The 22,361-nt window shown below is 32.0% G+C and carries 18 protein-coding genes; 9 read left to right on the plus strand and 9 right to left on the minus strand.

From position 1 onward, the window contains the following. Window positions 1-33: 33 nt before the first annotated feature. The gene (locus OZP06_RS01090) at window positions 34-1,905 is read right to left on the minus strand and encodes an alpha-amylase family protein (protein ID WP_281239298.1); all 1,872 of its coding nucleotides are present in this window, start codon (window positions 1,903-1,905) and stop codon (window positions 34-36) included. A 341-nt stretch (window positions 1,906-2,246) separates the two neighbouring features. On the opposite strand from OZP06_RS01090, the gene OZP06_RS01095 reads away from it, so the two are divergent. The 8 genes from OZP06_RS01095 to hemN all read left to right on the plus strand — a co-directional run bounded on the left by OZP06_RS01095 (window position 2,247) and on the right by hemN (window position 12,309). After that, window positions 2,247-3,818: an OstA-like protein gene (locus OZP06_RS01095; protein WP_281240356.1), complete on the plus strand. Its 1,572-nt coding sequence runs from the start codon at window positions 2,247-2,249 to the stop codon at window positions 3,816-3,818. Between the two features lie 101 nt (window positions 3,819-3,919). Beyond that, on the plus strand, window positions 3,920-5,098 hold the full coding sequence (locus OZP06_RS01100; protein ID WP_269223293.1) for an aspartate aminotransferase family protein: 1,179 nt from the start codon (window positions 3,920-3,922) through the stop codon (window positions 5,096-5,098). Window positions 5,099-5,284: 186 nt separating this feature from the next. Further along, window positions 5,285-6,682, plus strand: a complete 1,398-nt coding sequence (locus OZP06_RS01105) for a tetratricopeptide repeat protein (protein ID WP_269223294.1) — start codon at window positions 5,285-5,287, stop codon at window positions 6,680-6,682. Beyond that, on the plus strand, window positions 6,682-7,431 hold the full coding sequence (locus tag OZP06_RS01110) for a shikimate dehydrogenase (RefSeq protein WP_281239297.1): 750 nt from the start codon (window positions 6,682-6,684) through the stop codon (window positions 7,429-7,431). Before OZP06_RS01105 ends, OZP06_RS01110 begins: the two co-directional genes overlap by 1 nt. Before the next feature lie 254 nt (window positions 7,432-7,685). Continuing rightward, window positions 7,686-9,698: a DUF349 domain-containing protein gene (locus OZP06_RS01115; protein WP_269223295.1), complete on the plus strand. Its 2,013-nt coding sequence runs from the start codon at window positions 7,686-7,688 to the stop codon at window positions 9,696-9,698. A 199-nt stretch (window positions 9,699-9,897) separates the two neighbouring features. Next, the gene (locus tag OZP06_RS01120) at window positions 9,898-10,245 is read left to right on the plus strand and encodes a hypothetical protein (protein ID WP_269223296.1); all 348 of its coding nucleotides are present in this window, start codon (window positions 9,898-9,900) and stop codon (window positions 10,243-10,245) included. A 102-nt stretch (window positions 10,246-10,347) separates the two neighbouring features. Next, the gene (locus tag OZP06_RS01125; protein ID WP_269223297.1) at window positions 10,348-10,821 is read left to right on the plus strand and encodes a hypothetical protein; all 474 of its coding nucleotides are present in this window, start codon (window positions 10,348-10,350) and stop codon (window positions 10,819-10,821) included. A gap of 123 nt (window positions 10,822-10,944) precedes the next feature. Continuing rightward, window positions 10,945-12,309 (plus strand): oxygen-independent coproporphyrinogen III oxidase, encoded by a 1,365-nt coding sequence (gene hemN, locus OZP06_RS01130; protein ID WP_269223298.1) that lies wholly within the window; start codon window positions 10,945-10,947, stop codon window positions 12,307-12,309. A 210-nt stretch (window positions 12,310-12,519) separates the two neighbouring features. Here the strand turns inward: hemN and OZP06_RS01135 are convergent, their stop codons facing one another. The 8 genes from OZP06_RS01135 to OZP06_RS01170 form a co-directional block, all read right to left on the minus strand. Then, a complete protein-coding gene (locus tag OZP06_RS01135; protein ID WP_269223299.1) occupies window positions 12,520-13,221 on the minus strand; it encodes a sulfite exporter TauE/SafE family protein in 702 nt (233 codons plus the stop codon). A gap of 110 nt (window positions 13,222-13,331) precedes the next feature. Then, window positions 13,332-13,790 carry a FixH family protein gene (locus tag OZP06_RS01140; RefSeq protein ID WP_269223300.1) on the minus strand — a complete coding sequence of 153 codons (459 nt, stop codon included), beginning with the start codon at window positions 13,788-13,790 and terminating at the stop codon, window positions 13,332-13,334. A 68-nt stretch (window positions 13,791-13,858) separates the two neighbouring features. Beyond that, complete coding sequence (gene ccoG / locus OZP06_RS01145) at window positions 13,859-15,277, minus strand: cytochrome c oxidase accessory protein CcoG (RefSeq protein WP_281324120.1); 1,419 nt, start codon at window positions 15,275-15,277, stop codon at window positions 13,859-13,861. Between the two features lie 201 nt (window positions 15,278-15,478). Further along, on the minus strand, window positions 15,479-16,417 hold the full coding sequence (locus OZP06_RS01150) for a cbb3-type cytochrome c oxidase N-terminal domain-containing protein (RefSeq protein ID WP_269223302.1): 939 nt from the start codon (window positions 16,415-16,417) through the stop codon (window positions 15,479-15,481). A gap of 27 nt (window positions 16,418-16,444) precedes the next feature. Next, complete coding sequence (locus OZP06_RS01155; RefSeq protein ID WP_269223303.1) at window positions 16,445-16,612, minus strand: CcoQ/FixQ family Cbb3-type cytochrome c oxidase assembly chaperone; 168 nt, start codon at window positions 16,610-16,612, stop codon at window positions 16,445-16,447. A 12-nt stretch (window positions 16,613-16,624) separates the two neighbouring features. Continuing rightward, window positions 16,625-18,802 (minus strand): cytochrome-c oxidase, cbb3-type subunit I, encoded by a 2,178-nt coding sequence (gene ccoN, locus OZP06_RS01160; protein WP_269223304.1) that lies wholly within the window; start codon window positions 18,800-18,802, stop codon window positions 16,625-16,627. A 62-nt stretch (window positions 18,803-18,864) separates the two neighbouring features. Further along, window positions 18,865-19,044, minus strand: coding sequence for a cbb3-type cytochrome oxidase assembly protein CcoS (gene ccoS, locus OZP06_RS01165; RefSeq protein ID WP_269223305.1), 180 nt, complete (start codon window positions 19,042-19,044; stop codon window positions 18,865-18,867). Between the two features lie 117 nt (window positions 19,045-19,161). After that, a complete protein-coding gene (locus OZP06_RS01170) occupies window positions 19,162-21,540 on the minus strand; it encodes a heavy metal translocating P-type ATPase metal-binding domain-containing protein (protein ID WP_281239289.1) in 2,379 nt (792 codons plus the stop codon). Window positions 21,541-21,648: 108 nt separating this feature from the next. Between OZP06_RS01170 and OZP06_RS01175 the strand changes: the two genes are divergently transcribed. Beyond that, the gene (locus OZP06_RS01175) at window positions 21,649-22,329 is read left to right on the plus strand and encodes a Crp/Fnr family transcriptional regulator (RefSeq protein ID WP_281239288.1); all 681 of its coding nucleotides are present in this window, start codon (window positions 21,649-21,651) and stop codon (window positions 22,327-22,329) included. The last annotated feature ends 32 nt before the right edge of the window (window positions 22,330-22,361 follow it).

A 22,361-nucleotide genomic window follows, 5' to 3' on the forward strand; every position in this document is an offset into this window, starting at 1 on the left:
TAAGTATCAGCTTTTTTTTTGAGTTTAAAAACTTTATAATTGATAAATAAAAGATTCTAATGGTTTAATGTTAACAGAAGCTTTTCCTTCACCATTTACAACCTGCAATTGAATTGTACTTTTTTCATACAATTGGTCTTTTAAAGTATAACTACCCTCTTTTAAATTCCATTTACTAATAATATCCGATGGGATTTTCAATTCAAAACTTCCTGAATTATTAGAAGAAAAATTAGTAAGCACAATTAATTTTTGGCTGTCTGACCAACGCACAAACGAATAAATATGATTTGGATCATATCCCAAATTAGCTTGACGGTTTACTTCTTGTAAATCTTGAAATTGCCCCATCACTGCAGCGCTTTTGGCAGAAAAATTCAATAACCTTTTGTAGAAATCACGTAAATCTTTTTCTCCTTGAGATAATTTACCACCATCAAATGCACCATCATTCATCCATCTTTGATGATTTGGCACACCAACATAATCAAAAATAGAAGTTCTAGAATGAGATCCAAACCCACCATTTTCATTTCCCGCCTCTCCTACTTCTTGGCCAAAATAGATCATAATAGGAGCCGAAGTAATCATAGCAGAAACCACCATCATTGGCTTACCTTTTTCGGGAGAACCTGCAAATTCGGGACTTGCTAAACGTTGTTCATCATGATTATCTAAAAATTTTAACATGTGTACATCAATATCTGCAAGACCACTTTGGATATATGATAACCCGTCTGGAGGAGTTTTCCCTTGAATAATATCTTTTAATTTATCATATGTTTCAACTTTATCATACAAATAATCCATTTTACCCAAATGAATATAATTGCGATATTCTTTCGGATTATAAACTTCGGCCATTAAGAAAGCATCTGGATTTACATTTTTGATTGCTGAGTTCATGTAACTCCAAAATTCGTAAGGAACCATTTCAGCCATATCATAACGAAAACCATCTACTCCTTTGGCAGTCCAATACAAAGCAATATCTCTAAATTTTATCCATGAACTAGGAACACTTTTGTCTTTCCAAAAATCAAAATGTTCTTTGTTTGATTTTTTATCATAACCAGCTGGCAACTCAGGAAAGTCTTTGGTTCCATCAGGACGAATTCCATAATTTACTTTAACTGTTTCATACCAATCATTTTTATCCGGTTTAGCCATACGAGAACCATTTCCAGTCCATTTCGCTGGATTTTCATCAAACTTACCATCTATTAACGGATTGCTTTCACCATTCAGAGGTTTGTCCCCATCTGGCAATTGAAATGGAGTATTTGGGATGTAATAAAAATTATTATCTCTTTTGTATTCAACAGTTACATCATCATCGGCACCAAAATCCCTTACTCCCTTTGGATTACTTTTCCCTTCATACTTGCGAGCAATATGATTAGGAACTATATCAATAATCACTTTAAGATTTGCATTATGAGTACGTTTTATTAATTCTTCAAACTCTTTCAATCGATTTTCCGGATTGACAGCCAAATCAGGATTGACATTGTAATAATCTTTTACAGCATAAGGAGAACCCGCTCTACCTTTTACTACTTCAGGATCGTCACTAGAAATCCCAATAGAAGTATAATCTCGAATAACTGCATGATGAGGAACACCAGTATACCAAATATGAGTAACTCCCAACCCCTTTATTTCCTGTAATGCTTTATCTGTAAAATCATTAAATTTACCGACTCCATTTTCTTCAATTGTCCCCCAAGGCTTATTTGTTGTGTTCTTATTTCCAAATAACCGAGTAAAAACTTGATAAACTACAGCTTTGTTTTCCGAAACGGTTTCTTTTTTTTGTGCACTCATTTTTAAATCTTTGGTTTTACAGGCAGTTGCTATAAGCATAATACTTAGTCCAGCAATTACTATTTTTTTCGTTATCATTTCCTTTAAATTATAAAAAATTAAAAATATACAATTGACATTCTATAAAATAATATCAATCCATAAATTTAATGATTTTTTCAAAAAAAATAGTAGAAAAAACCATTGATTAAAAATGATTAAATGATTTACAAATGACTACAACGTAATAGGAACTCGCATTGTTTATAAATAATTTTCAAAGTTGCCTAAATAATTCAAAGGCTAAACTTTTATAAATAAATCCTAATATATAAAGCGTTTGCCTGCTTTTTTATAAATTTACAAAAAATTTAAAACCATTGAAGAAATATCTAAATTTCATAACCTATAGCTTAGTATTCCTTTGTGCCCAATTAATCATGGCACAAACTCCTAAAAAAATTCAAATTGAACAGTCTGACTTTGCAGATGTAGACCAACAAAAAGCACCAGATGCTCTTTTACTTACAGGAAATGTAAGAGTGAGCCATGATGGTGTAATTTTAACTTGTAACAAAGCCTATTTTTTTCAAAAAGAAAATTATTTAAAAGCTTTTGGAAATGTACAATTAGTACAAGGAGACACACTTTATTTGAATAGTAACTATGCTGAATACAGTGGCGAATTAAAGAAAGCATTTGCTACAGGTAATCCTGTAATGAGTTCGCCTGATGCAACATTAGCAACAGACACTATTAATTTTGACAGAAACACTCAAGAAGTATTTTACAATACACAAGGAACTATAATTAACAAAGACAACACACTAAAAAGTAAGTCTGGACGGTATTATGTGGCTCAGAAAAAATTTCAGTTTTTGACTGCTGTGACTCTTACGAATAAAACCTACGAAATCAAATCCAATCATTTGGATTATTACAGTAATTCGGGGCATTCTTATCTTTTTGGTCCTTCAACCATTACCAGTAAAGCCAATTATATTTATACCGAAAAAGGTTTTTATGATACCAAAAAAAATCTAGCTCATTTTCTAAACAAATCCTACATACGATATGATGATAGGGTGATAAAAGGAGATAGTCTGTATTATGATCGAAACAAAGAATTTGCCTCTGCTACACGAAATGTCAAAATAACGGACTCCATCAATCGAGGAGTTATTCGAGGGCATTATGCCGAATTATACAAAAAGAAAGACTCGATGTTTGTAACCAAAAGAGCTTTGGCCGTAAATTTTGTAGACAATGACTCCGTTTATATTCATGGAAAAAAACTAATGGTAACAGGCAAAGAAGGTAACCGAATTATTCGAGCCTTTAATAATGTTCGCTTTTACAAAACAGATATGAGTGGAAAATGCGATTCTATTCATTCGAGTTCCAAAACAGCCTTAACAAAATTAATTGGGAACCCAATATTATGGAATGGCGAAAGCCAAATTACAGGTGATTTAATGCACTTAATTGGTGACAATAATACTCAAAAGCTAGATTCGCTAAAAGTACTCAATAACACTTTTATAGTCTCTAAAGATACTATTGGAACAGGATTCAATCAGGTAAAAGGGCAAAATTTATTTGGAAAATTCCAAGATGGAAAACTGCATGATGTGGATATTATAAAAAACACCGAAGTGATTTATTATATGCGAAATGACGCCAACGAACTTATTGGTATCAACAAAAATGTTAGCAGCAAAATAAATATTCTTTTTGACAAAACTGCTATAGAAACTATTACGTTTTTCAATCAAGTTGATGGTGATATTTATCCAGAATCAGAATTGCCAGAAAATGCGAGAACGCTTCGGGGTCTTAATTGGCGAGGAGAGGAACGGATAAAATCCAAAGATGATGTTTTTAGCGAAGAAGAAAATGCCGAAGAACTCAAAGTTATTGAGGCCACGATAAAAGACAGCGCTAAGAAAAATATTCCTATGAAAATTCGTAAAGAAACGTTGAATTATGACAAGAAGAAATCGAAGAAGTAATCTGTGAGCAGTGGTCAGTGGTCAGTTTTTAGTGGTCAGTCACAGTATTCAGTCCTCTCATTAAACTATTTAAACTTTTCAAACCTTAAATCTTCAAAAAAGTGAATCCCGATTTTATTAAATACCAAGCACAAACTTCACCTTATCCTTTGGGTATGGAGGTTTCGCATGCAATTGGTTCTTATATATACGATACCAACAACAAAAAATATTTAGACTTTGTGGCGGGAGTTTCAGCTTGTACGCTTGGCCATCAAAACAAGAGAGTCAATGATGCCATAAAAGATCAATTGGACAAATATTCGCATGTTATGGTTTATGGCGAATATTCGCAAAGCCCAGCTGTTGAATATTGCAAATTAATGGCCTCTCTCCTACCTGCTCCATTAGACAAAACATATTTAGTCAATTCGGGTACAGAGGGCATCGAAGGAGCTTTAAAACTTGCCAAAAGAACTACAGGAAGAAGCCAGCTTATATCATGCCATAATGCCTATCATGGAAACACCATGGGATCAATGAGCGTTATGGGTTTTGAAGAACGCAAACAGGCTTTTCGTCCTTTACTTCCCGATGTTGATTTCATTACCTTTAACAATGAAGCCGATTTACTAAAAATAACAACAAAAACCGCTGGAATCATTCTTGAAACTATTCAGGGAGGAGCTGGTTTTATTGAGCCCGAAAATGATTTTCTAAAAAAAGTAAGAGCTCGTTGTACCGAAGTAGGCGCAATGATGATTCTTGACGAAATTCAACCCGGCTTTGGGAGAACAGGAAAATTATTAGGTTTCCAGAATTATGATGTCGTTCCAGATATCGTGGTTATGGGAAAAGGAATGGGTGGTGGAATGCCAGTGGGTGCATTCACTGCTTCATCAGCCATGATGGATTTATTGACCGAAAATCCAAAATTAGGACACATTACGACTTTTGGAGGACACCCTGTCATTGCGTCAGCTTGTTTGGCAACTTTGAAAGAATTAACTGAAACCAATCTAATGCAAGAAGCTTTAGAGAAAGAAAAACTCTTTAGAACCCTTTTGGTACATCCTTTGATAAAAGAAATACGAGGAAAAGGTTTGATGCTAGCGGCCATGACTGACAATGCTGAGATCACAAATGAAGTGATATTAAAATGTCAAGATAGAGGATTAATATTATTTTGGCTCCTTTTTGAAGGTTGTGCCATCCGAATTACACCGCCATTAACCATTTCAGAAGAAGAAATTCGAGAAGGTTGTGCTATTATTCTTGAAGTAATGAACGAGATGGTTTAAGATTTTAGAATGCAGAGTGCTGATTTTAAACTTTAAATAAATTTAAATATATTTAAAAATTGCCATTGAAATTGATATTGGCATTATAAAACTGTTAATTAAATTGTTCACAACATATAAATTTCTTCCTCATAACAACAATACGTTTTCCTAATTTTAATCTAGGATAATTTAAAAACACACAGTATGCAATTAAGCAACGAAGAAGAAGATTATAACTTATCCCTATCCAAATTTGAGTCCATGTTGAAAACCAACAAAGTGCTCTTTTTTGACTCCGAAGAATTTGAAGAAATCATTCTTCATTATCTCGATATGGGCAAGTCTGCATTGGCCAAAAAAGCTTTAAAGCTAGCTCTGGAACAACATCCAAGATCCAGCGGCCTAAAATTAGTTCAAGTAGAAATGCTTATTTATGATGACAAACTCGAAATTGCCGAAAAACTATTGAACGAGTTGTATGCAATTGAACCTACCAACGAAGAAATATACATCCAGAAAGCAAATATTTGCTCCAAAAGAGATCAGCATGAAAAAGCAGTTGAAATGCTTAAGATCGCTTTAAAATATACCGATGACTATGCTGATGTATACAATTTAATTGGTATGGAATATCTATTCATGGACAATCTCGAATTGGCTAAAGAAAGTTTCATCAAATGTCTTGAAGAAGATTTTGAAGATCAATCCGCTTTATACAATGTAGTGTATTGTTTTGAATTTTTGGATCAAAATCAAGACGCCATCGTTTATTTAAACAAATACATTGACAAGAATCCATACAGTGAGATTGCTTGGCATCAATTGGGACGCTTGTATTATGGTGTAAAAGAACATGAAAATGCCATTAGAGCTTTTGATTATGCCACATTAATTGATGATGAATTCCTTGGTGCTTTTATGGAAAAAGCCAAAGCTTTGGAACGCCTAAAAAAATATGATCTTGCCATAGAGAGCTATAACCGCACCATCGAATTGGATGATGCCACATCGTATGCTTTGCTCCGAATAGGAAAGTGCTATGAAAAGCTAGGCAACAAAGTATTGGCATTAAAATACTTTAATAAAACCGTACATGAAGACCCTCTTCTTGACAAAGGGTGGATTGCAATTACCGACTTTTATGTACGCCAAAAAAACTTTCAAAAAGCATTGTTTTTTGTTAATAAAGCCTTGGCAATAGACAATCAAAACAAAATGTACTGGAAGCGATATGCGGCAATAAACAAACAAATGAACTTCTTTGAGGAAGCCGAATTTGGATACAGAAAAGCAGTAGAATTTGGTGACTACCAACTAGATACTTGGTTGTTTTGGGTGGATATTCTTCAATTTTTAGGTGAATTTGAAAGCGCCATCCAAACTTTATTTCAGGCATCTGAGTACTTTCCGGAAGAAAATGAAATTGAATATCGTTTGGCTGGATTGAATTTTATGCTTTCAAAAAATATCAAAGCAAAATTCCATTTAAGCAATGCTTTGCGCTTGAATACAGAAAATATGATTTTATTGCAAGAATTATTCCCTGTGGTTTGGGAGAAAAAAATGGTACAAAATTATATTGAAAAACATAAAAAACAATAATGGTTGAAGTTTTAAAAAAACGTTTTGGTTTACTAGGTCGTAATATCAGTTATTCTTTTTCAAAAGGATATTTTACTGATAAATTCAGTAAAGAACATTTTGAAGGTTGCACTTATGAAAACTTCGATATTCCTGAAATTAATTATTTTACTGAATTAAGAAAAAATAACACAGATCTTAACGGTCTCAATGTCACTATTCCTTACAAAGAAGCCATACTTCCATTTTTGGATAAATTATCCAAAAATGCAACACAAATTGGAGCAGTAAACACTATAAAATTCACCAAAAAAGGAAAACTAAAAGGCTATAATACCGATTTTTATGGCTTCAAAAAATCTTTAGAGCCCTTATTACAGCCGCATCACAAAAAAGCTTTAATACTTGGTACTGGAGGCGCCTCAAAAGGGGTAGCTTTTGCCTTAGAACAATTGGAAATTGCTTATACTTTTGTTTCGCGAGAAGCCAAAGAAAACTGTATTGACTACCAACGTATCAACGCAACAACATTTGACAATTACCAAATAATAATCAATTGTACACCTGTTGGAACGAGTCCAAAAGTTGATTTATTTCCGATTATTCCTTATGAATACTTTACAGAAAAACACATTGCTTACGACTTAATATACAACCCAGCAGAAACCCAATTTTTAAGCAAAGCCAAAGCACATGGTGCTCAAATTAAAAATGGCTTGGATATGCTTATTTTTCAGGCCGAAAAAGCCTGGAAGATTTGGAATAAATAAAAGATTCACATTATAATTAGCCTAAAAGCCCTCAGATTGGAGTTCCAATTTGAGGGCTTTTGCATGATCACATTGAGCAAAAATATCAAAACAAGATAAAATAAAAAGGCCTAAAACCAGAAAATAACCAAAATACAACCATAAAAAAAGTAATTACACAATAATTAGACTATAATCAAACGATTTATTTTGAATTTTGACACACCTTTACTATCTTTCGCATTCAATAAATAGAAACCTTAAACATTTACAAAATGTTAGAAGAAAAGAACGAAAACCTGTCTCTTCAAGAAAATGAGACAGACGGAAAAATGGCCAATGAGTTGCAAGAAGCAATCCAATCTGAAACTCCTGTAACTGAAGAAAGTGAAATCACTGATGTTGCAGCAGAAGAAAATACGGTATATCCTGATGCTGAAGCAGTAACAACTAATGAAGACGCAATTAATGAAAAACAAAATGTTTTAAATGCTATTGCCGAGACCAATGCGGAAGAAAGTGAAGATGAAACCCTGAAAAATCGCCATGATATTCCGATGCTTGATTATGAATCATTACCAATGGAAACATTAGTTGACGAATTGAAAAATTTGGTTACTAATGAAAAAGTAATGTCTATAAAAGATCATGTTGAAGAAATTCGCAAAGCTTTTTTAGCAAAATACAATCATCTTATCGAAGAAAAAAGAGAAGAATTCAATCAGGAAAATCAAGACCCTAATGAAGAATTTCAGTATCATTTCCCTTTAAAATCTAAGTTCGATCAATATTATACAATCTATAAAGACAATAAAAATATTCATTTTAAAAGTCTTCAAAACAATTTGAAATCCAACTTGGAGACACGATTGGCAATTGTAGAAGAATTAAAAGAATTAATAAATCCTCAAGCCAACATCAAAGACACCTTAAATCATTTTAATGAATTGAGAGAACGTTGGAAAAATGCAGGATCTATTCCAAAAGATAAATACAATCATGTATGGAACAACTATCACTTTCATGTAGAAAATTTCTATGATTATTTACACTTGGATAGAGAGGCCAGAGATATTGATTTCAAACATAATTTAGAGCTTAAACAAAAAATAATAACTCGTGTTGAAGAGTTGCTACACGAAGCAGACATCAACAAGGCATTCCGAGAATTGCAAGATTTACATCGAATTTGGAAAGAAGATATAGGACCTGTATCTAGAGAATTTCGCGATGAAATTTGGAATCAATTTAGTGAATTGACAAAAAAAATGCATGATAAGCGTGAAGTTTTGTTCGAAAACTTAAGAGGTACTGAATTAGAAAATCTAGAAAAGAAAAAAGAAATCATTGCCAAAATAGAAGTTTTAGCTACCGAAAAAGTAAATGCACACACACAATGGTTGGCCCAAATCGAAAAAGTTGAAGCATTAAGATCTGCTTTTTTTGCTGCTGGTAAAGTTCCTTCTGAAGTTAATGAAACTACTTGGGCTGCATTCAAAACCGCTGTAAGAAATTTTAATACTTTTAAAAACTCTTTTTATAAGGATATCAAAAAAGATCAAAACGACAATCTAAACAAAAAAATTGCTTTGGTAAAAAAAGCCAAAGAATTACAAGAAAGTGAAGATTTTGCATCTACTACTCCTATCATGAAGCAAATTCAAGAAGAGTGGAAAAAAATCGGCCATGTACCAAGAAAATATTCTGATAAAATTTGGAATGAATTTAGAGAAGCGTGTAATCACTATTTCGATAAATTAAAAGAACACAAAAATATTGAAAACGTTGATGAAGTTGAAGCTTTTGATAAAAAGAAAACTTATCTGGATACATTAAGAGAATTTCAATTAACTGGTGACCACAAGACCGATTTAGACGCCATCAAATTGCATATTGAAACTTGGAAAAATTTTGGAAAAGTTCCTTTCCCAAGAAGACATATTGAAGGAAAGTTTAATAAAATTCTAGATGCTTTATTCGAAAAATTAAGCCTAAGCAAAAAAGATACCGAAATGATGCGTTTCTCCAACAGAATGGATCATCTGTCAGAAAGCAATGATATTAGAAAACTCGATAATGAGAAAATTTTCTTAATGCGTAAAATCGAAGAAGTACAAAATGAAATTTTCCAATTAGAGAATAACATTCAATTTTTTACCAATACTAGAAACGCAAAAAAAGAAAATTCAATTGTTCTAGAAGTTCGAAAAAACATTGCTATTCACAAAGAAAGTTTAGATGTTTGGAAAGAAAAACTAAAACAAATAAGAAATTTAAATCAAGAGTAGATTAAAATTTACTTGATTAAAAATACAATTAATAAGCCTCAACCACAATGGTATGAGGCTTTTTTTATGCCGTTAATACCGCTAGAAATTAGAAAACTTGAAACATAAAGTGGCATTACAGCCATCACTACGCATAACTTTAACTTACATTTATCACAATCTAAAACCCTATCAAAAAGCAATTCTCTACATTTGCAAAATGAAAACTTTCTGGAAATTTACCGTATTAATTGGACTATTCATCCAGTTCAATTTTGCATTCAGTGCGAATCAATACGATACTCCCTCTTTTCAAAACGATAATAGCACTACTTTTAATAAAGAAAGTTTAAGTTCTTCACATTTCATTCAACCCTCTATTGATAAAGGCTCAGTAGACCAAAGTCATACTACCAGAATTCGTATTGGAATAAATGACTGCAATTTAGTATCTCCATATTTCATCTGTTCTAAAGGAAATAATCTTAATATAGTTTTATCAGACCAAGACATTGACAGATGCATAAAGGTTTCAATTTTACTCTTCCCATTCCATTATTTTTGGTGATTTAATATTATGGTTCCGTTTTAATAAGTAAAAACTTTTACTATACCTGATTCTAATTGAAACAGGTGAACAAATCATTATATAATTTTAAAAAATAAAAACATGGACACTTCCGTAACCATAATAGGCCTTATAATTACAGTTTTAATAGGTATTCCGTTAACTTTAGTATTTCGTTCCAACATAGTGAACAGAGCAAAAATAAAAGAAATAAAGAAACAACACAGTCAAAACAATTATTATAATTTTGAATTAACTGAAACACAAAACAAGAAGATTTTAGCCATCGATCAAAAGAAAAAAGGATTTCTGTTTATAGATTTTAGTTATAAAGAAGAAACATCTTATTTTGTAGATCTAAAAAATATTCTTTTGTGTAATATGATCGAAAACAAACAAGAAAAGACACATATCACCTCAAAAATTGAAATTGAACTAGTTTACAAAACTACAATGAAAAAAGAATTGATACCAATTTACAACATCGAAAACCATTATATCGATTTTAATTGCTTGTATGAAGATCAAAATTTAGCTAAAAAATGGGTCACTTTAATCAATAAATCCATATCATAAAAAACATCAAAGAGGCACTACAATACCTCTTTGTTTGTATTTAGCTATTAACTAACATGATAAATATCATTTTAATCTTTAAAAAGTCACACTAATTTTGACTTATATCTAAAACAGATTTTTATGAAAACCTCACTTATTCAAAAATACAATGTTCCCGGGCCACGTTATACTAGTTATCCTACGGTTCCTTATTGGAATGAGTCAGGATTTACTAATGACAATTGGATAGAAACTCTAAAAAAATCATTCCAAGAAAGTAACGACAATGAAGGTATCAGCTTGTATATTCACTTGCCATTTTGCGAAAGTTTATGTACATTTTGTGGATGCAATAAACGTATTACCAAAAATCACAACGTAGAAAATACGTATATAGAAGCCGTTTTAAAAGAATGGTCCCTTTATTGCGAAATTTTAGGCAAAAAACCTAAGATCAAAGAAATTCATCTAGGTGGTGGAACCCCGACTTTCTTCTCGTTAAAAAGTTTAGAGGACTTAATTAATGGAATACTGGCTCTCGCCGAAAAAGCAGAAGGATATGAATTTAGTTTTGAAGGCCACCCGAATAATACCACTCATGCGCATTTGCAAAAATTGTATGATTTAGGATTTCGAAGAGTGAGCTTTGGTGTTCAAGACTACTCTCAAAAAGTTCAAAAAGCAATAAATCGAATTCAGCCTTTTCATAATGTAGCCAAAGTTACATTTTGGGCAAAAGAAATCGGCTATACATCAATTGGACATGACATCATTTTTGGCTTGCCTTTTCAAGAAATTGATGACATTATCGATACTATCGAAAAAACAAATTCCCTTCAACCCGATCGATTGGCTTTTTACAGTTATGCACACGTACCATGGATAAAAGGCAATGGGCAACGTGGATTTAATGATGAAGACATTCCGAAAGACGATACCAAAAGAAAATTATACGAAATTGGAAAAGAGTTACTTTTTGAAAATGAATACTACGAAATTGGTATGGATCATTTCGCGCTAAAATCAGACAGCTTATACCAATCTTTTAAAAACAAAGAATTACATAGAAACTTCATGGGATATAGTTCTTCAAAAACTCAATTAATGATTGGTTTAGGAGTTTCATCAATAAGTGACAGTTGGTATAGTTTTGCTCAAAATGTCAAAAATTTAGAAGATTATTACCAAATGCTAGAAAAGGATAAACTGCCCGTTTATAGAGGTCATCTATTAACATCTGAAGATCTTATCATCAGAAAACATATTTTGAACTTAATGTGCCATTTTGAAACCGCTTGGACAGATTCAGCAAACTATTTTCCAGAAATTCCAGAAATTCTTATACAACTCAAAGAAATGGAAAATGACTGTTTATTGATAATCGGAAATAAAAATATCCAAGTTACCGAAAAAGGGAAACCATATGTTCGAAATATCTGTATGGCATTTGATTTAAGACTTAAACGAAAAGCACCAGATACTGCATTGTTTTCTATGACAATTTAAAGAAAGGCAATTAATTTTGCATCAAGAATATTTTGGGCGTGACCACATTGTGCAAAGGGGCATATATTCAATACCGCTTATTCAGCCCCTTTGCACAATCTGGTCGGGCTATCACGAGCGCATGGCGCCTTGCTCTATCCCTCACGCAATAGTGCAAACGATGATCAATTTATCTTTTCAAGACCAAAAAAAATCAAAAAAAAAAGCCAATTAATGACAATTGGCTTTTTCTTGTATAAATAAATTCATATTTGAAGGCGAGACATAAGGAATCCCAAGCCCCAAACCTCTAAGAATAAATAAAATTCCTATTATCACACCAACGATTGGAACAATTTTTTGAATTTTATTCCGTACAGAAATGGTCAGTAACGAGTTGATATAAACCACAGAACTCATAAGTGGTACAGTTCCCAATCCAAAGAGCAACATATACAAGACTCCAAAACCAGCACTTTGCATAGCAATTGCGCCAAACAAGGCTACATAAACCATTCCACAAGGCAAAAAACCATTTAATAAACCAATAATAAAAAGTGATTTATAACTTTTACTCTTAAAATGACTTCCCAGATTTTGCTTAATTTTAGAAATCACTTTGAAAACCGGCTTCGAAAAATTATAATTAGACAATAATTTTTCGGGAATAAGAATGATAAGAATCATAGCAATTCCGATAAAAATTGATAATTGCTGTTGAATACCAGCCAAAAAGAATCCTTTACCCAACATTCCAAAAATCAATCCAATACTACCATAAGCCATCAATCTTCCCAAATGATAGATACTAATTTGAATAACTTTTTTAGCAGGATTATTTCGGGCAACAGGCAGCATCAGTGCTATAGGACCACACATTCCAATACAGTGAAAACTACTGATTAAACCAAATAAAAAGGCAGTATAAAGCATTTTGAGGTAAAAAGTTTAGATGTTAGAGGCATGAAGTGAAATACTATCTTCAAATCTCTAAATCATATTTTGAATTATTGAATTACTGTAATTAATTTATCATTCTGGGATTAGGGCGTTTTTATATAAACTTTCTCTTTAGTCAAATATGATTTCCCTTTATATTTCCATTCCATATTAATGTTCCATTCACCACCAATAAGTTTATCATTAGAAACAAACACTGATGCAGCATCTGTAAACACAAGTGGGAGTTGAAAATCAAACTTTTTATTAGAAGCACGATAAAAAGCAACAGTTCCTGTTATCTCTTTTGGAGAAAAATCTGCAGGAAAAACAATTGTAACCCCTTTGGTATTGACCGTAATAATAGGTTTAACCTTTAAATCATGAGCATTTTGGATGCGCACCATTTCGTCTTGAAAATGCACATCGTGTTTGTAATATTCTTCTACAACCAAATCATTATCATACTTACTATCCGTTTGAACCTTTACAACAAAGTACATAATAAAACTTATGAACAAAGCAAAAGCAATCACGATATAAGTTCCCCAATTAATTTTCATTCTATTTTTTATTAAAATTCTATTTTACTTTTTTATTACCCATGCTAATTTCCCCTTAGTAGTTTAGTCTAATCAAAACTTCGAGGACTCAAAAAATTAGTATGAGTAGTCTCTATTTTTTTATTACCCTCATAAAGATCAATTTCTACAGTAGTCCTATCACTTTCCAATAAATATTTACTGATTTCGATAAACAAAGTACCACTTGACATCCCGTGTTTGGCAACTTTTAACTCTTGAACTCCAACAACTTTTAAAGCACCTTTTATACCAACCAATTCAAAATGTAAATCATTAATATCATGATTTGTTTTATTTATAATCTTAAAGGTATAAATATTACTAATATTATCCCCTTTGTGTTGAAATAATTGACCTGGCAAACGCAAAATAGTAGCTTCAACCTCGGTTCTTAAAAACAATAACCCTGTTAGCACTCCAATTAAAATAACCAATACAGCAGTATACCCCTTCATTCTAGCGGTAAACTTGAATTTAGCTTTGGTTTCTATTTCATCTTCCGAAGCATATCTAATCAGTCCTAAAGGCAAACCAACGCTTTCCATTATAGAATCGCATTCATCAATACAAGCGGTACAATTGACACATTCTAATTGTACGCCATTGCGAATATCAATTCCTGTTGGACATACGTTTACACATTGCTTACAATCAATACAATCTCCTTTTCCAGTCTTTGCACGATCTTCTTGCTTATTAAATTTAGCTCTTCCTTGCTCTTTTTCACCACGAACGAAGTCATAAACCACATTTATCGATTTTTTGTCTAACAGTACCCCTTGTAATCTTCCATAAGGGCAAGCTATAATACAAACCTGTTCTCTAAACCATGCAAATACAAAATAAAAAACGCTCGTAAAAATCAATAAAGAAATAAAGGTACTCGAATGAGACAAAGGTCCATCTTTAATTAAACGAAATAATTCATCGCTACTTATAAGATAAGCTAAAAAAACATTGGCTATCATAAATGATATAACCAGAAACACAAACCATTTTAGGGTTTTCTTTCCGATTTTTTCACTATTCCATTCTTGTTTATCCAATCGGATTTGTGCTCCTCTGTCGCCTTCAATCCAATACTCTATTCGACGAAAAACCATTTCCAAAAAAATCGTTTGTGGACAAATCCAACCACAAAAAATACGCCCAAATATAACCGTAAAAAGAATTACAAAAACAACCCCAATGACCATAAACAAAACAAAAATATAAAAGTCCTGAGGCCAAAATGGAAAACTAAAAATATTAAAACGACGTTCCAATACATTGAACATCATAAACTGATTGCCATTAATTTTTATAAACGGATTGGCTATTAAAATGATTAATAAAAAATAACTAACCCATTTTCTATATTCATAAAACTTACCAGAAGGTTTTTTGGGATAAATATATTTTCTATGTCCTTCTTTATCAATTGTCCCTATTGTGTCTCTAAAAGATTCGTCTAGATTACTTGACATTTTTTGTTTTTTTTATTAAAATAATTAGTGTTTCATGCAATACATAAATTCTATTTTAACCAATTTCAACAAAAATAACATACAAAATCAGTGTTGAAACTTGAGTAATTACAATGAATTTGCAATTACTATAATCCTATTTAATAGAATAAAAGCTCTGTCAAAGTTATTAACTTTGACAGAGCTTTTAAATTATAATACTTATATTTTTACTTTTGTACTATCTGTCGCGGGAACTGCTGCAGGAGCGCTAGTTGAAGCTTTATCATCAACCCAAATTTCACCATCTGGTGCTTTTGGATCTTTTGGATTACTACCTTTTAATGAAATAACATAACTGGCAACTGCCTGAATTTCTTTTGGTTTTAAAGTTCCTTTCCATGCAATCATTCCTTTACCGTCACGACCTCCATTTGTTATTGTATGAAATAAATTTTTTATTCCACCTCCTAATATCCAATGATCATCTGTTAAGTTAGGTCCAATTTGTCCACCAGCATCAGCTCTATGACAAGCTACACAATTAGTTGCAAAAATCGCTTTACCTTTATCTAAATCTGCAGGATCCGTTAATAATGTTACTGAATTCTCGTCCATCAAATCTGGTGCTGTTTTCATATACTCTGCTACTTCAATTTTAGCTTGAGCCATTTCATTTTTCAATTCAGTTTCTTGATCAGGTGCACCCAAAATTTCAAAACGAACTAAATAAACAGCGGCAAAAACAATACAAGCATAAAATAAATATACCCACCATGGTGGTAAATTATTATCTAATTCCTTGATTCCATCATAATCATGATCCATCAATAGTTGTTTTTCGTCTTCAACAGGTACTGTTTTTGTCAAAAGTTGCATTATGTTTTTATACCAACTTTTGTCTTTTAAACTTAAACTATCTTCATAAGCCTTGTTTGCTTTCTCCTCATCAGACATTAACTGATACATGATGGTATTTACAGCAGTCAAAGTAGTTTCAATTGCTATCAAAAGGAAAAGAAACACAAACAAAAAGACGGCAACCATTGGATATTTAACAAAAGCAGGACGATCACCTGAATCGATAAAATACTCCATCGCTCCAAGAACGATGAAAAAGATGAAAAGAACTCTTATATAAGGTGGAACTAATTTTTTCATTATCTATTTATTTTTAAATTGTACAATTTAATCTTCTAAAGGGATTTGACTTATTTCGTCTATAGTCTCTTTTTTATATGAATATACCCAAATACCCAATCCGATAAAAAAGGAAAAGAAAATAAGTAACGATAGTATTGGAAAAATTTCGACACCCGAAATGGTTTCCATATTGTGTTTTATTTGTTCAAACATATCTTTACTCTATTATTGTTTTACTTTAATATCAGTACCCAATCTTTGTATATAAGCGATTAAAGCTACAATTTCTCTTTCATTCATTGGTACAAATTTCTCACCTCTAGCAATTGCTTTTTTCTTGCTATCTTCATAACTTTTTACAAAGTCAGGATCATTTTTTAGACTTTCTTCTATCGCAATGGCTTGAGTTCTTAAATCTTTTAATCCATTAGCTACTTGAGCATCACTATAAGGGACACCGAGTGTAACCATTGCTTTCATTTTCTTTTCTGTCATTGAAATATCCAATGCTTTATTGTCAAACAACCATTTATAGCTAGGCATAATAGAACCTGCAGATATACTTTGCGGACTCCAAAAGTGATTAAAATGCCAATTGTCATTGTATTTCCCACCTTCTCTTAACAAATCTGGACCAGTACGTTTAGATCCCCATAAAAATGGATGATCATAAACAAACTCTCCCGCTTTGGATTGAGGTCCATAACGTTCTACTTCACTACGGAATGGACGTACAGACTGAGAGTGACATCCCACACAACCTTCGCGGATATATAAATCACGACCTTCTAATTCTAAAGGAGAATAAGGTTTAACACTAGAAATAGTTGGTATATTTGATTTTACCATAATAGTGGGTACAATTTGAATAATACCACCAATTAAGATTGCAATAGTTGCAAACACCGCCATTTTAATTGGTTTTCTTTCCAACCAAGAATGGTATTTCTCTCCTTTAAGTCTTCCAGCACTAATGCTTTGTAAAGCTGGAGCTTCTGCCAATTCGTCTTCTACTTCTTCTCCCGCACGTACGGTTTGAATAATGTTATAAACCAATGTCAGCATTCCAGTAAGATACATAGTACCACCAACAGCTCTCATCCAATACATTGGCATAATTTGAGTAACCGTTTCAAGGAAATTACCATACGTTAAAGTTCCGTCAGGATTAAATTGTTTCCACATAGATGCTTGTAAGAAACCTGCTAAATACATTGGTAATGCATACAATATAATACCTAATGTACCAATCCAGAAATGAAAATTAGCTAATTTGGTAGAATATAAAGTTGTTTTTGTCATCCTTGGGATTAACCAATAAATAATACCAAATGCCATAAAACCATTCCAAGCCAACGCTCCTACGTGAACGTGAGCAATAATCCAATCGGTATAGTGTGCAATTGCATTTACATTTTTAAGAGAAAGCATTGGCCCTTCAAAAGTAGCCATACCATAACCGGTCATTGCAACTACAAAAAACTTCAATACAGGTTCTTCTCGAACTTTATCCCAAACACCTCTCAATGTCAAAAGACCATTGATCATACCTCCCCAAGATGGAGCAATCAACATTACTGAGAATACAACTCCTAAATTTTGTGCCCAGGTAGGTAAAGCAGAATATAATAAATGGTGAGGACCTGCCCAGATATATAAAAATATTAAAGACCAAAAGTGAATGATTGACAAACGATAAGAATATACTGGACGATTGGCAACTTTTGGAACAAAATAATACATTAAACCTAAAAATGGTGTTGTCAAGAAAAAGGCAACCGCATTATGACCATACCACCACTGTACTAAAGCATCTTGAACTCCTGCATAAACAGAATAACTTTTTAAAGCAGAAATTGGCAATTCTAAACTATTAAAAATATGCAATACAGCAACTGTTATAAATGTTGCTAAATAAAACCAAATAGCAACATACAAATGACGCTCTCTTCTTTTTAACATGGTACCAATCATATTGATTCCAAAAGCTACCCATATCAATGCAATAGCTATATCTATTGGCCATTCTAATTCAGCATACTCTTTTGAAGTAGTATACCCCAACGGAAGTGAAATAGCAGCTGCAACTATAATTAATTGCCAACCCCAAAAATTAAGGTTACTTAAAAAGTCGCTATACATTCTGGCTTTCAACAATCGTTGAAGCGAATAGTATACACCTGCAAACATTGCATTACCAACAAAGGCAAAAATAACTGCATTAGTATGTAAAGGTCTCAATCTACCAAAACTCAACCACGAAATACCTTCGGTCATGTTTGGAAAAAGGAACATTGTGGCCAAAATCAGACCTACTAACATCCCCACCACTCCAAATAGTATGGTAGCATAAATGAACTTCTTTACAATTTTGTTGTCGTAATAAAATTGTTCCATTTCCATAATTTATAATTGTTTTTAAAGTTGTTTAAAATTGGTAAATTTATAAAAGATTAAAGAGTAATTTAACTTTTAATTTCTGATTTCTTTTGGGAAGTTTTAATCAATTCATCATCAAAAAGCATTCGCACAGAAGGGGTGTAGTCATCATCAAATTGCCCTGATTTTACAGCTACAACAAATGCAATAAAAAAACCAATGGCAACAAAAATGCTAACGGCAATAAGCAAATAGATAACACTCATATTATTAATATTAAGTTAACAAAATTATAGGTATCACTTTTTATAAAAAATGACAATTATCATATTTAATCTGATATGTTAAAAATATGAAAAAATAAGATATAATTCCCTGTTAAACTATTTTATTTTTCGAGAATAATAATTACTCATTAACGTTACAAAACTCACTATCGTAATGGTACTCAACGGCATAATAATCGCCGCAACCAGTGGCAAAAGATTTCCTGTTATTGCAAAAGAAAGTCCTACAACATTATACAATAATGACAATGTAAAACTCATTTTGATTGTCGTGATAGCTTTTTCTGATAATTTCAAAAAATAATGCAATTTTTCAAATTCTTTGGCATCCAAAATTGCATCACAAGCAGGCGAAAAAACATTGACATTTTCTGATATTGAAACCCCAACATTACTCTGCGCTAAAGCCCCAGCGTCATTAAGCCCATCTCCAACCATCATAACGTTTTTACCTTGCTCTTGCAGTGCTTTTATAAACTCCAGTTTTTGTTCTGGCTTTTGATTAAAAACCAACTCAGTCCCATTTGGCAATATGGACTCCAACAAACTTTGTTCTCCTTCATTGTCTCCAGATAAAACTTTTATTTTATACTCTGAACTTAGCTTAGTAAACAGTTCAGACAATCCTTCACGGTATTCATTATTAAATATATATTTTCCGTAATACTCATTTCCAATCTTTATATGTACAGTAGTCTGTTGAATAACCTCTTTACTGCTTGCATTAACAAAATCAGCGGATCCTAATTGAACAGTAACTCCTTCAACTGCAGCTTGAATCCCTTTTCCTGTAAACTCTTCAAAAAAGTCTAACTTAATTCTTTTAGTATCTGGTAAAAAATCATACAACATTCGACTCAAAGGATGATTTGATGCTCGAAGTACGTTTTTGATAGCAATTAAATTCTCAGAGGAAAGCTCCTTACCTTCATAAGTAATATTGGATTTTGTATTTGTTGTTATGGTACCTGTTTTATCAAAAACTATTGTATCTACTTTTGCCAATTGCTCAATTACAAGAGCATTTTTGAGATAAAAATGTTTGTTCCCAAAAATTCGCAGCATATTTCCCATTGTAAAAGGTGCCGTTAATGCTAGAGCGCAAGGGCAAGCAACAATTAAAACAGCTGTAAAAACATTAAACGCAGTATTGGCATCAAAAAATATCCAATATCCAAAACCAGAAAAAGCTATTAACAAAAGTATTGGCGTAAAATAACGGCTAATACTATCTGTTATGGTTTTGTGTTTCTGTTCTACTTTTTTCTGAAAAATATCGTTACTCCACAATTGTGTCAGATAACTTTGTGAAATGGTTTGCAAAACTTCCATTTCGATAATTTTGCCAATTTGCTTTCCGCCAGCAAAAATTTTATCCCCTGATTTTTTAGTGATTGGAATTGCTTCACCAGTAACAAAACTATAATCAATTTCAGCTTTATCAGACATAAGAATTCCATCAACTGGAATTAATTCTTGATTTCGAATTAATAAACGATCTCCTTTTTCAATTTCATAAACTGGTATACTTTCCTCTTTTGAATCCGTATTTATTTTAGTGATCGCAATTGGAAAATAGGATTTGAAATCTCTTTCGAAACTAAGGAAACTATAGGTCTTGATTTGAAACATTTTTCCCAACAACATAAAAAATATCAATCCTGTTAGACTATCAAAAAAACCCGAACCATAATCCATCACAATATCAAAAGTACTTCGAACAAACATTACTATAATACCCAAAGCAATAGGAATATCAATATTAAGCATTTTAGTTTTAATACTTTTGTAGGCCGAGACATAATATCCACTAGCGGAGTATAGAAAAGAAGGCAAAGATAAAGCGAAAATCAAACCTCTAAAAAATGGTCTGTAATTATCCAGCCAGTATTCTTTTACCTCAAAATATTCTGGAAAAGAAAGTAACATGATATTTCCAAAACAAAAGAAAGCAACTCCAAGTTTATACGTTAAACTTCTATCAATATTGTTATTTCCAGCTTCGTAATTCTCTAAACTAATATATGGTTCATAACCAATTGAACTCAACAAATAGACAATATCTTTTAAAGAAACACTATTCGGGTTGTAATTGATTCTAACCTTTTTTTCTGGGAAATTAACTTGAGAAGTATTTATTCCTTTTTGAAGACGCTGTAAATTTTCCAAAATCCAAATACACGAGCTACAATGTATATGAGGAATACTAAGTGAAATAATAGCAGTTGAATCTTCTTGAAATTCCAATAATTTTGTAACGATACTTTCATTGTCTAAAAAATCATATTTTCCTTTAATATCTAATGGAGTTGCTCCTGGAGATTTTTCAAAATCATAATAACAGGTCATGTCATTTAGACTGAAAATTTCATAAACCGTTTTACATCCATTGCAACAAAATTCTTTGTTATCGAACACAATTTGATCTTCTTTTATTATATCCAAACCACAATGAAAACAGTTATTTTTCTCCATAAAATGATACTAATTAAGCGGGTGCAAATTTTACAAATTGATTATGATAAAAACAATGATATTTATCATATAAATGTATAACTTTGTAGCCGCAAATCCTATTTCATTATGAGTAAATGTGAACAATGTATCGTAAGAGAATTTAGTTCTTTGAAAGCACTAAACAAAGACGAACTTATAAAACTATCCGATTGTAAAGTTTCTAAATTAATCAAAAAAGGAGAAAACATTTTTGAAGAAGGAGAAAATGTTAATGGTATATTTTGCGTAAAAGATGGTGTTTGCAAAATGACCAAATTAAGTCCAAATGGCAAAGATCATATTGTCAAACTAGTTAGCAAAGGAGAATTATTGGGTCAACGATCAATGATAAGTGATGAGCCTGCTAATTTAAGTGCCATTGCTTTAGAAGATATGCAAGTTTGCTTTATCCCCAAAAACGAAGTTATGGGTTTCTTTGACAAAAACAATCAGTTTTCAATGAATGTGATGAAAACAATTTGTGGCGACTTGAAATTATCTGATGAACACATGGTGAATATGGCTCAAAAATCAGTAAAAGAGCGATTGGCCGAAACTTTGATTTATCTACATGAAACCTTGGGTACAAATGCGGATGGCACTTTAAAAATACAACTCTCTAGAGATGAATTAGCCAGTATGATTGGTACTGCCACAGAAAGTTGTATTCGATTATTATCTGATTTTAATAAATTAGGTTTAATAGGATTAATAGGAAAAAAAATAGTTTTAAAAGATATCAATAAATTAAAAAAATTGGCGGAATAATTTTTTAAAATACCATTTTTTTTGCATTCTAA

Source organism: Flavobacterium sp. IMCC34518, assembly GCF_027111095.2.
Classification (GTDB): Bacteria; Bacteroidota; Bacteroidia; order Flavobacteriales; family Flavobacteriaceae; genus Flavobacterium; species Flavobacterium praedii.

Coding starts and splice junctions, on each gene's coding strand:
- OZP06_RS01150 (WP_269223302.1), bottom strand. CDS start 16,417: ATGAAAAAATTAGTTCCACCTTATATAAGAGTTCTTTTCATCTTTTTC.
- OZP06_RS01105 (WP_269223294.1), top strand. CDS start 5,285: ATGCAATTAAGCAACGAAGAAGAAGATTATAACTTATCCCTATCCAAA.
- OZP06_RS01155 (WP_269223303.1), bottom strand. CDS start 16,612: ATGTTTGAACAAATAAAACACAATATGGAAACCATTTCGGGTGTCGAA.
- OZP06_RS01125 (WP_269223297.1), top strand. CDS start 10,348: ATGGACACTTCCGTAACCATAATAGGCCTTATAATTACAGTTTTAATA.
- OZP06_RS01095 (WP_281240356.1), top strand. CDS start 2,247: ATGGCACAAACTCCTAAAAAAATTCAAATTGAACAGTCTGACTTTGCA.
- hemN (WP_269223298.1), top strand. CDS start 10,945: ATGAAAACCTCACTTATTCAAAAATACAATGTTCCCGGGCCACGTTAT.
- ccoG (WP_281324120.1), bottom strand. CDS start 15,277: ATGTCAAGTAATCTAGACGAATCTTTTAGAGACACAATAGGGACAATT.
- ccoS (WP_269223305.1), bottom strand. CDS start 19,044: ATGAGTGTTATCTATTTGCTTATTGCCGTTAGCATTTTTGTTGCCATT.
- OZP06_RS01110 (WP_281239297.1), top strand. CDS start 6,682: ATGGTTGAAGTTTTAAAAAAACGTTTTGGTTTACTAGGTCGTAATATC.
- OZP06_RS01090 (WP_281239298.1), bottom strand. CDS start 1,905: ATGATAACGAAAAAAATAGTAATTGCTGGACTAAGTATTATGCTTATA.
- OZP06_RS01135 (WP_269223299.1), bottom strand. CDS start 13,221: ATGCTTTATACTGCCTTTTTATTTGGTTTAATCAGTAGTTTTCACTGT.
- OZP06_RS01120 (WP_269223296.1), top strand. CDS start 9,898: ATGAAAACTTTCTGGAAATTTACCGTATTAATTGGACTATTCATCCAG.
- OZP06_RS01175 (WP_281239288.1), top strand. CDS start 21,649: ATGAGTAAATGTGAACAATGTATCGTAAGAGAATTTAGTTCTTTGAAA.
- OZP06_RS01170 (WP_281239289.1), bottom strand. CDS start 21,540: ATGGAGAAAAATAACTGTTTTCATTGTGGTTTGGATATAATAAAAGAA.
- OZP06_RS01140 (WP_269223300.1), bottom strand. CDS start 13,790: ATGAAAATTAATTGGGGAACTTATATCGTGATTGCTTTTGCTTTGTTC.
- ccoN (WP_269223304.1), bottom strand. CDS start 18,802: ATGGAAATGGAACAATTTTATTACGACAACAAAATTGTAAAGAAGTTC.
- OZP06_RS01115 (WP_269223295.1), top strand. CDS start 7,686: ATGTTAGAAGAAAAGAACGAAAACCTGTCTCTTCAAGAAAATGAGACA.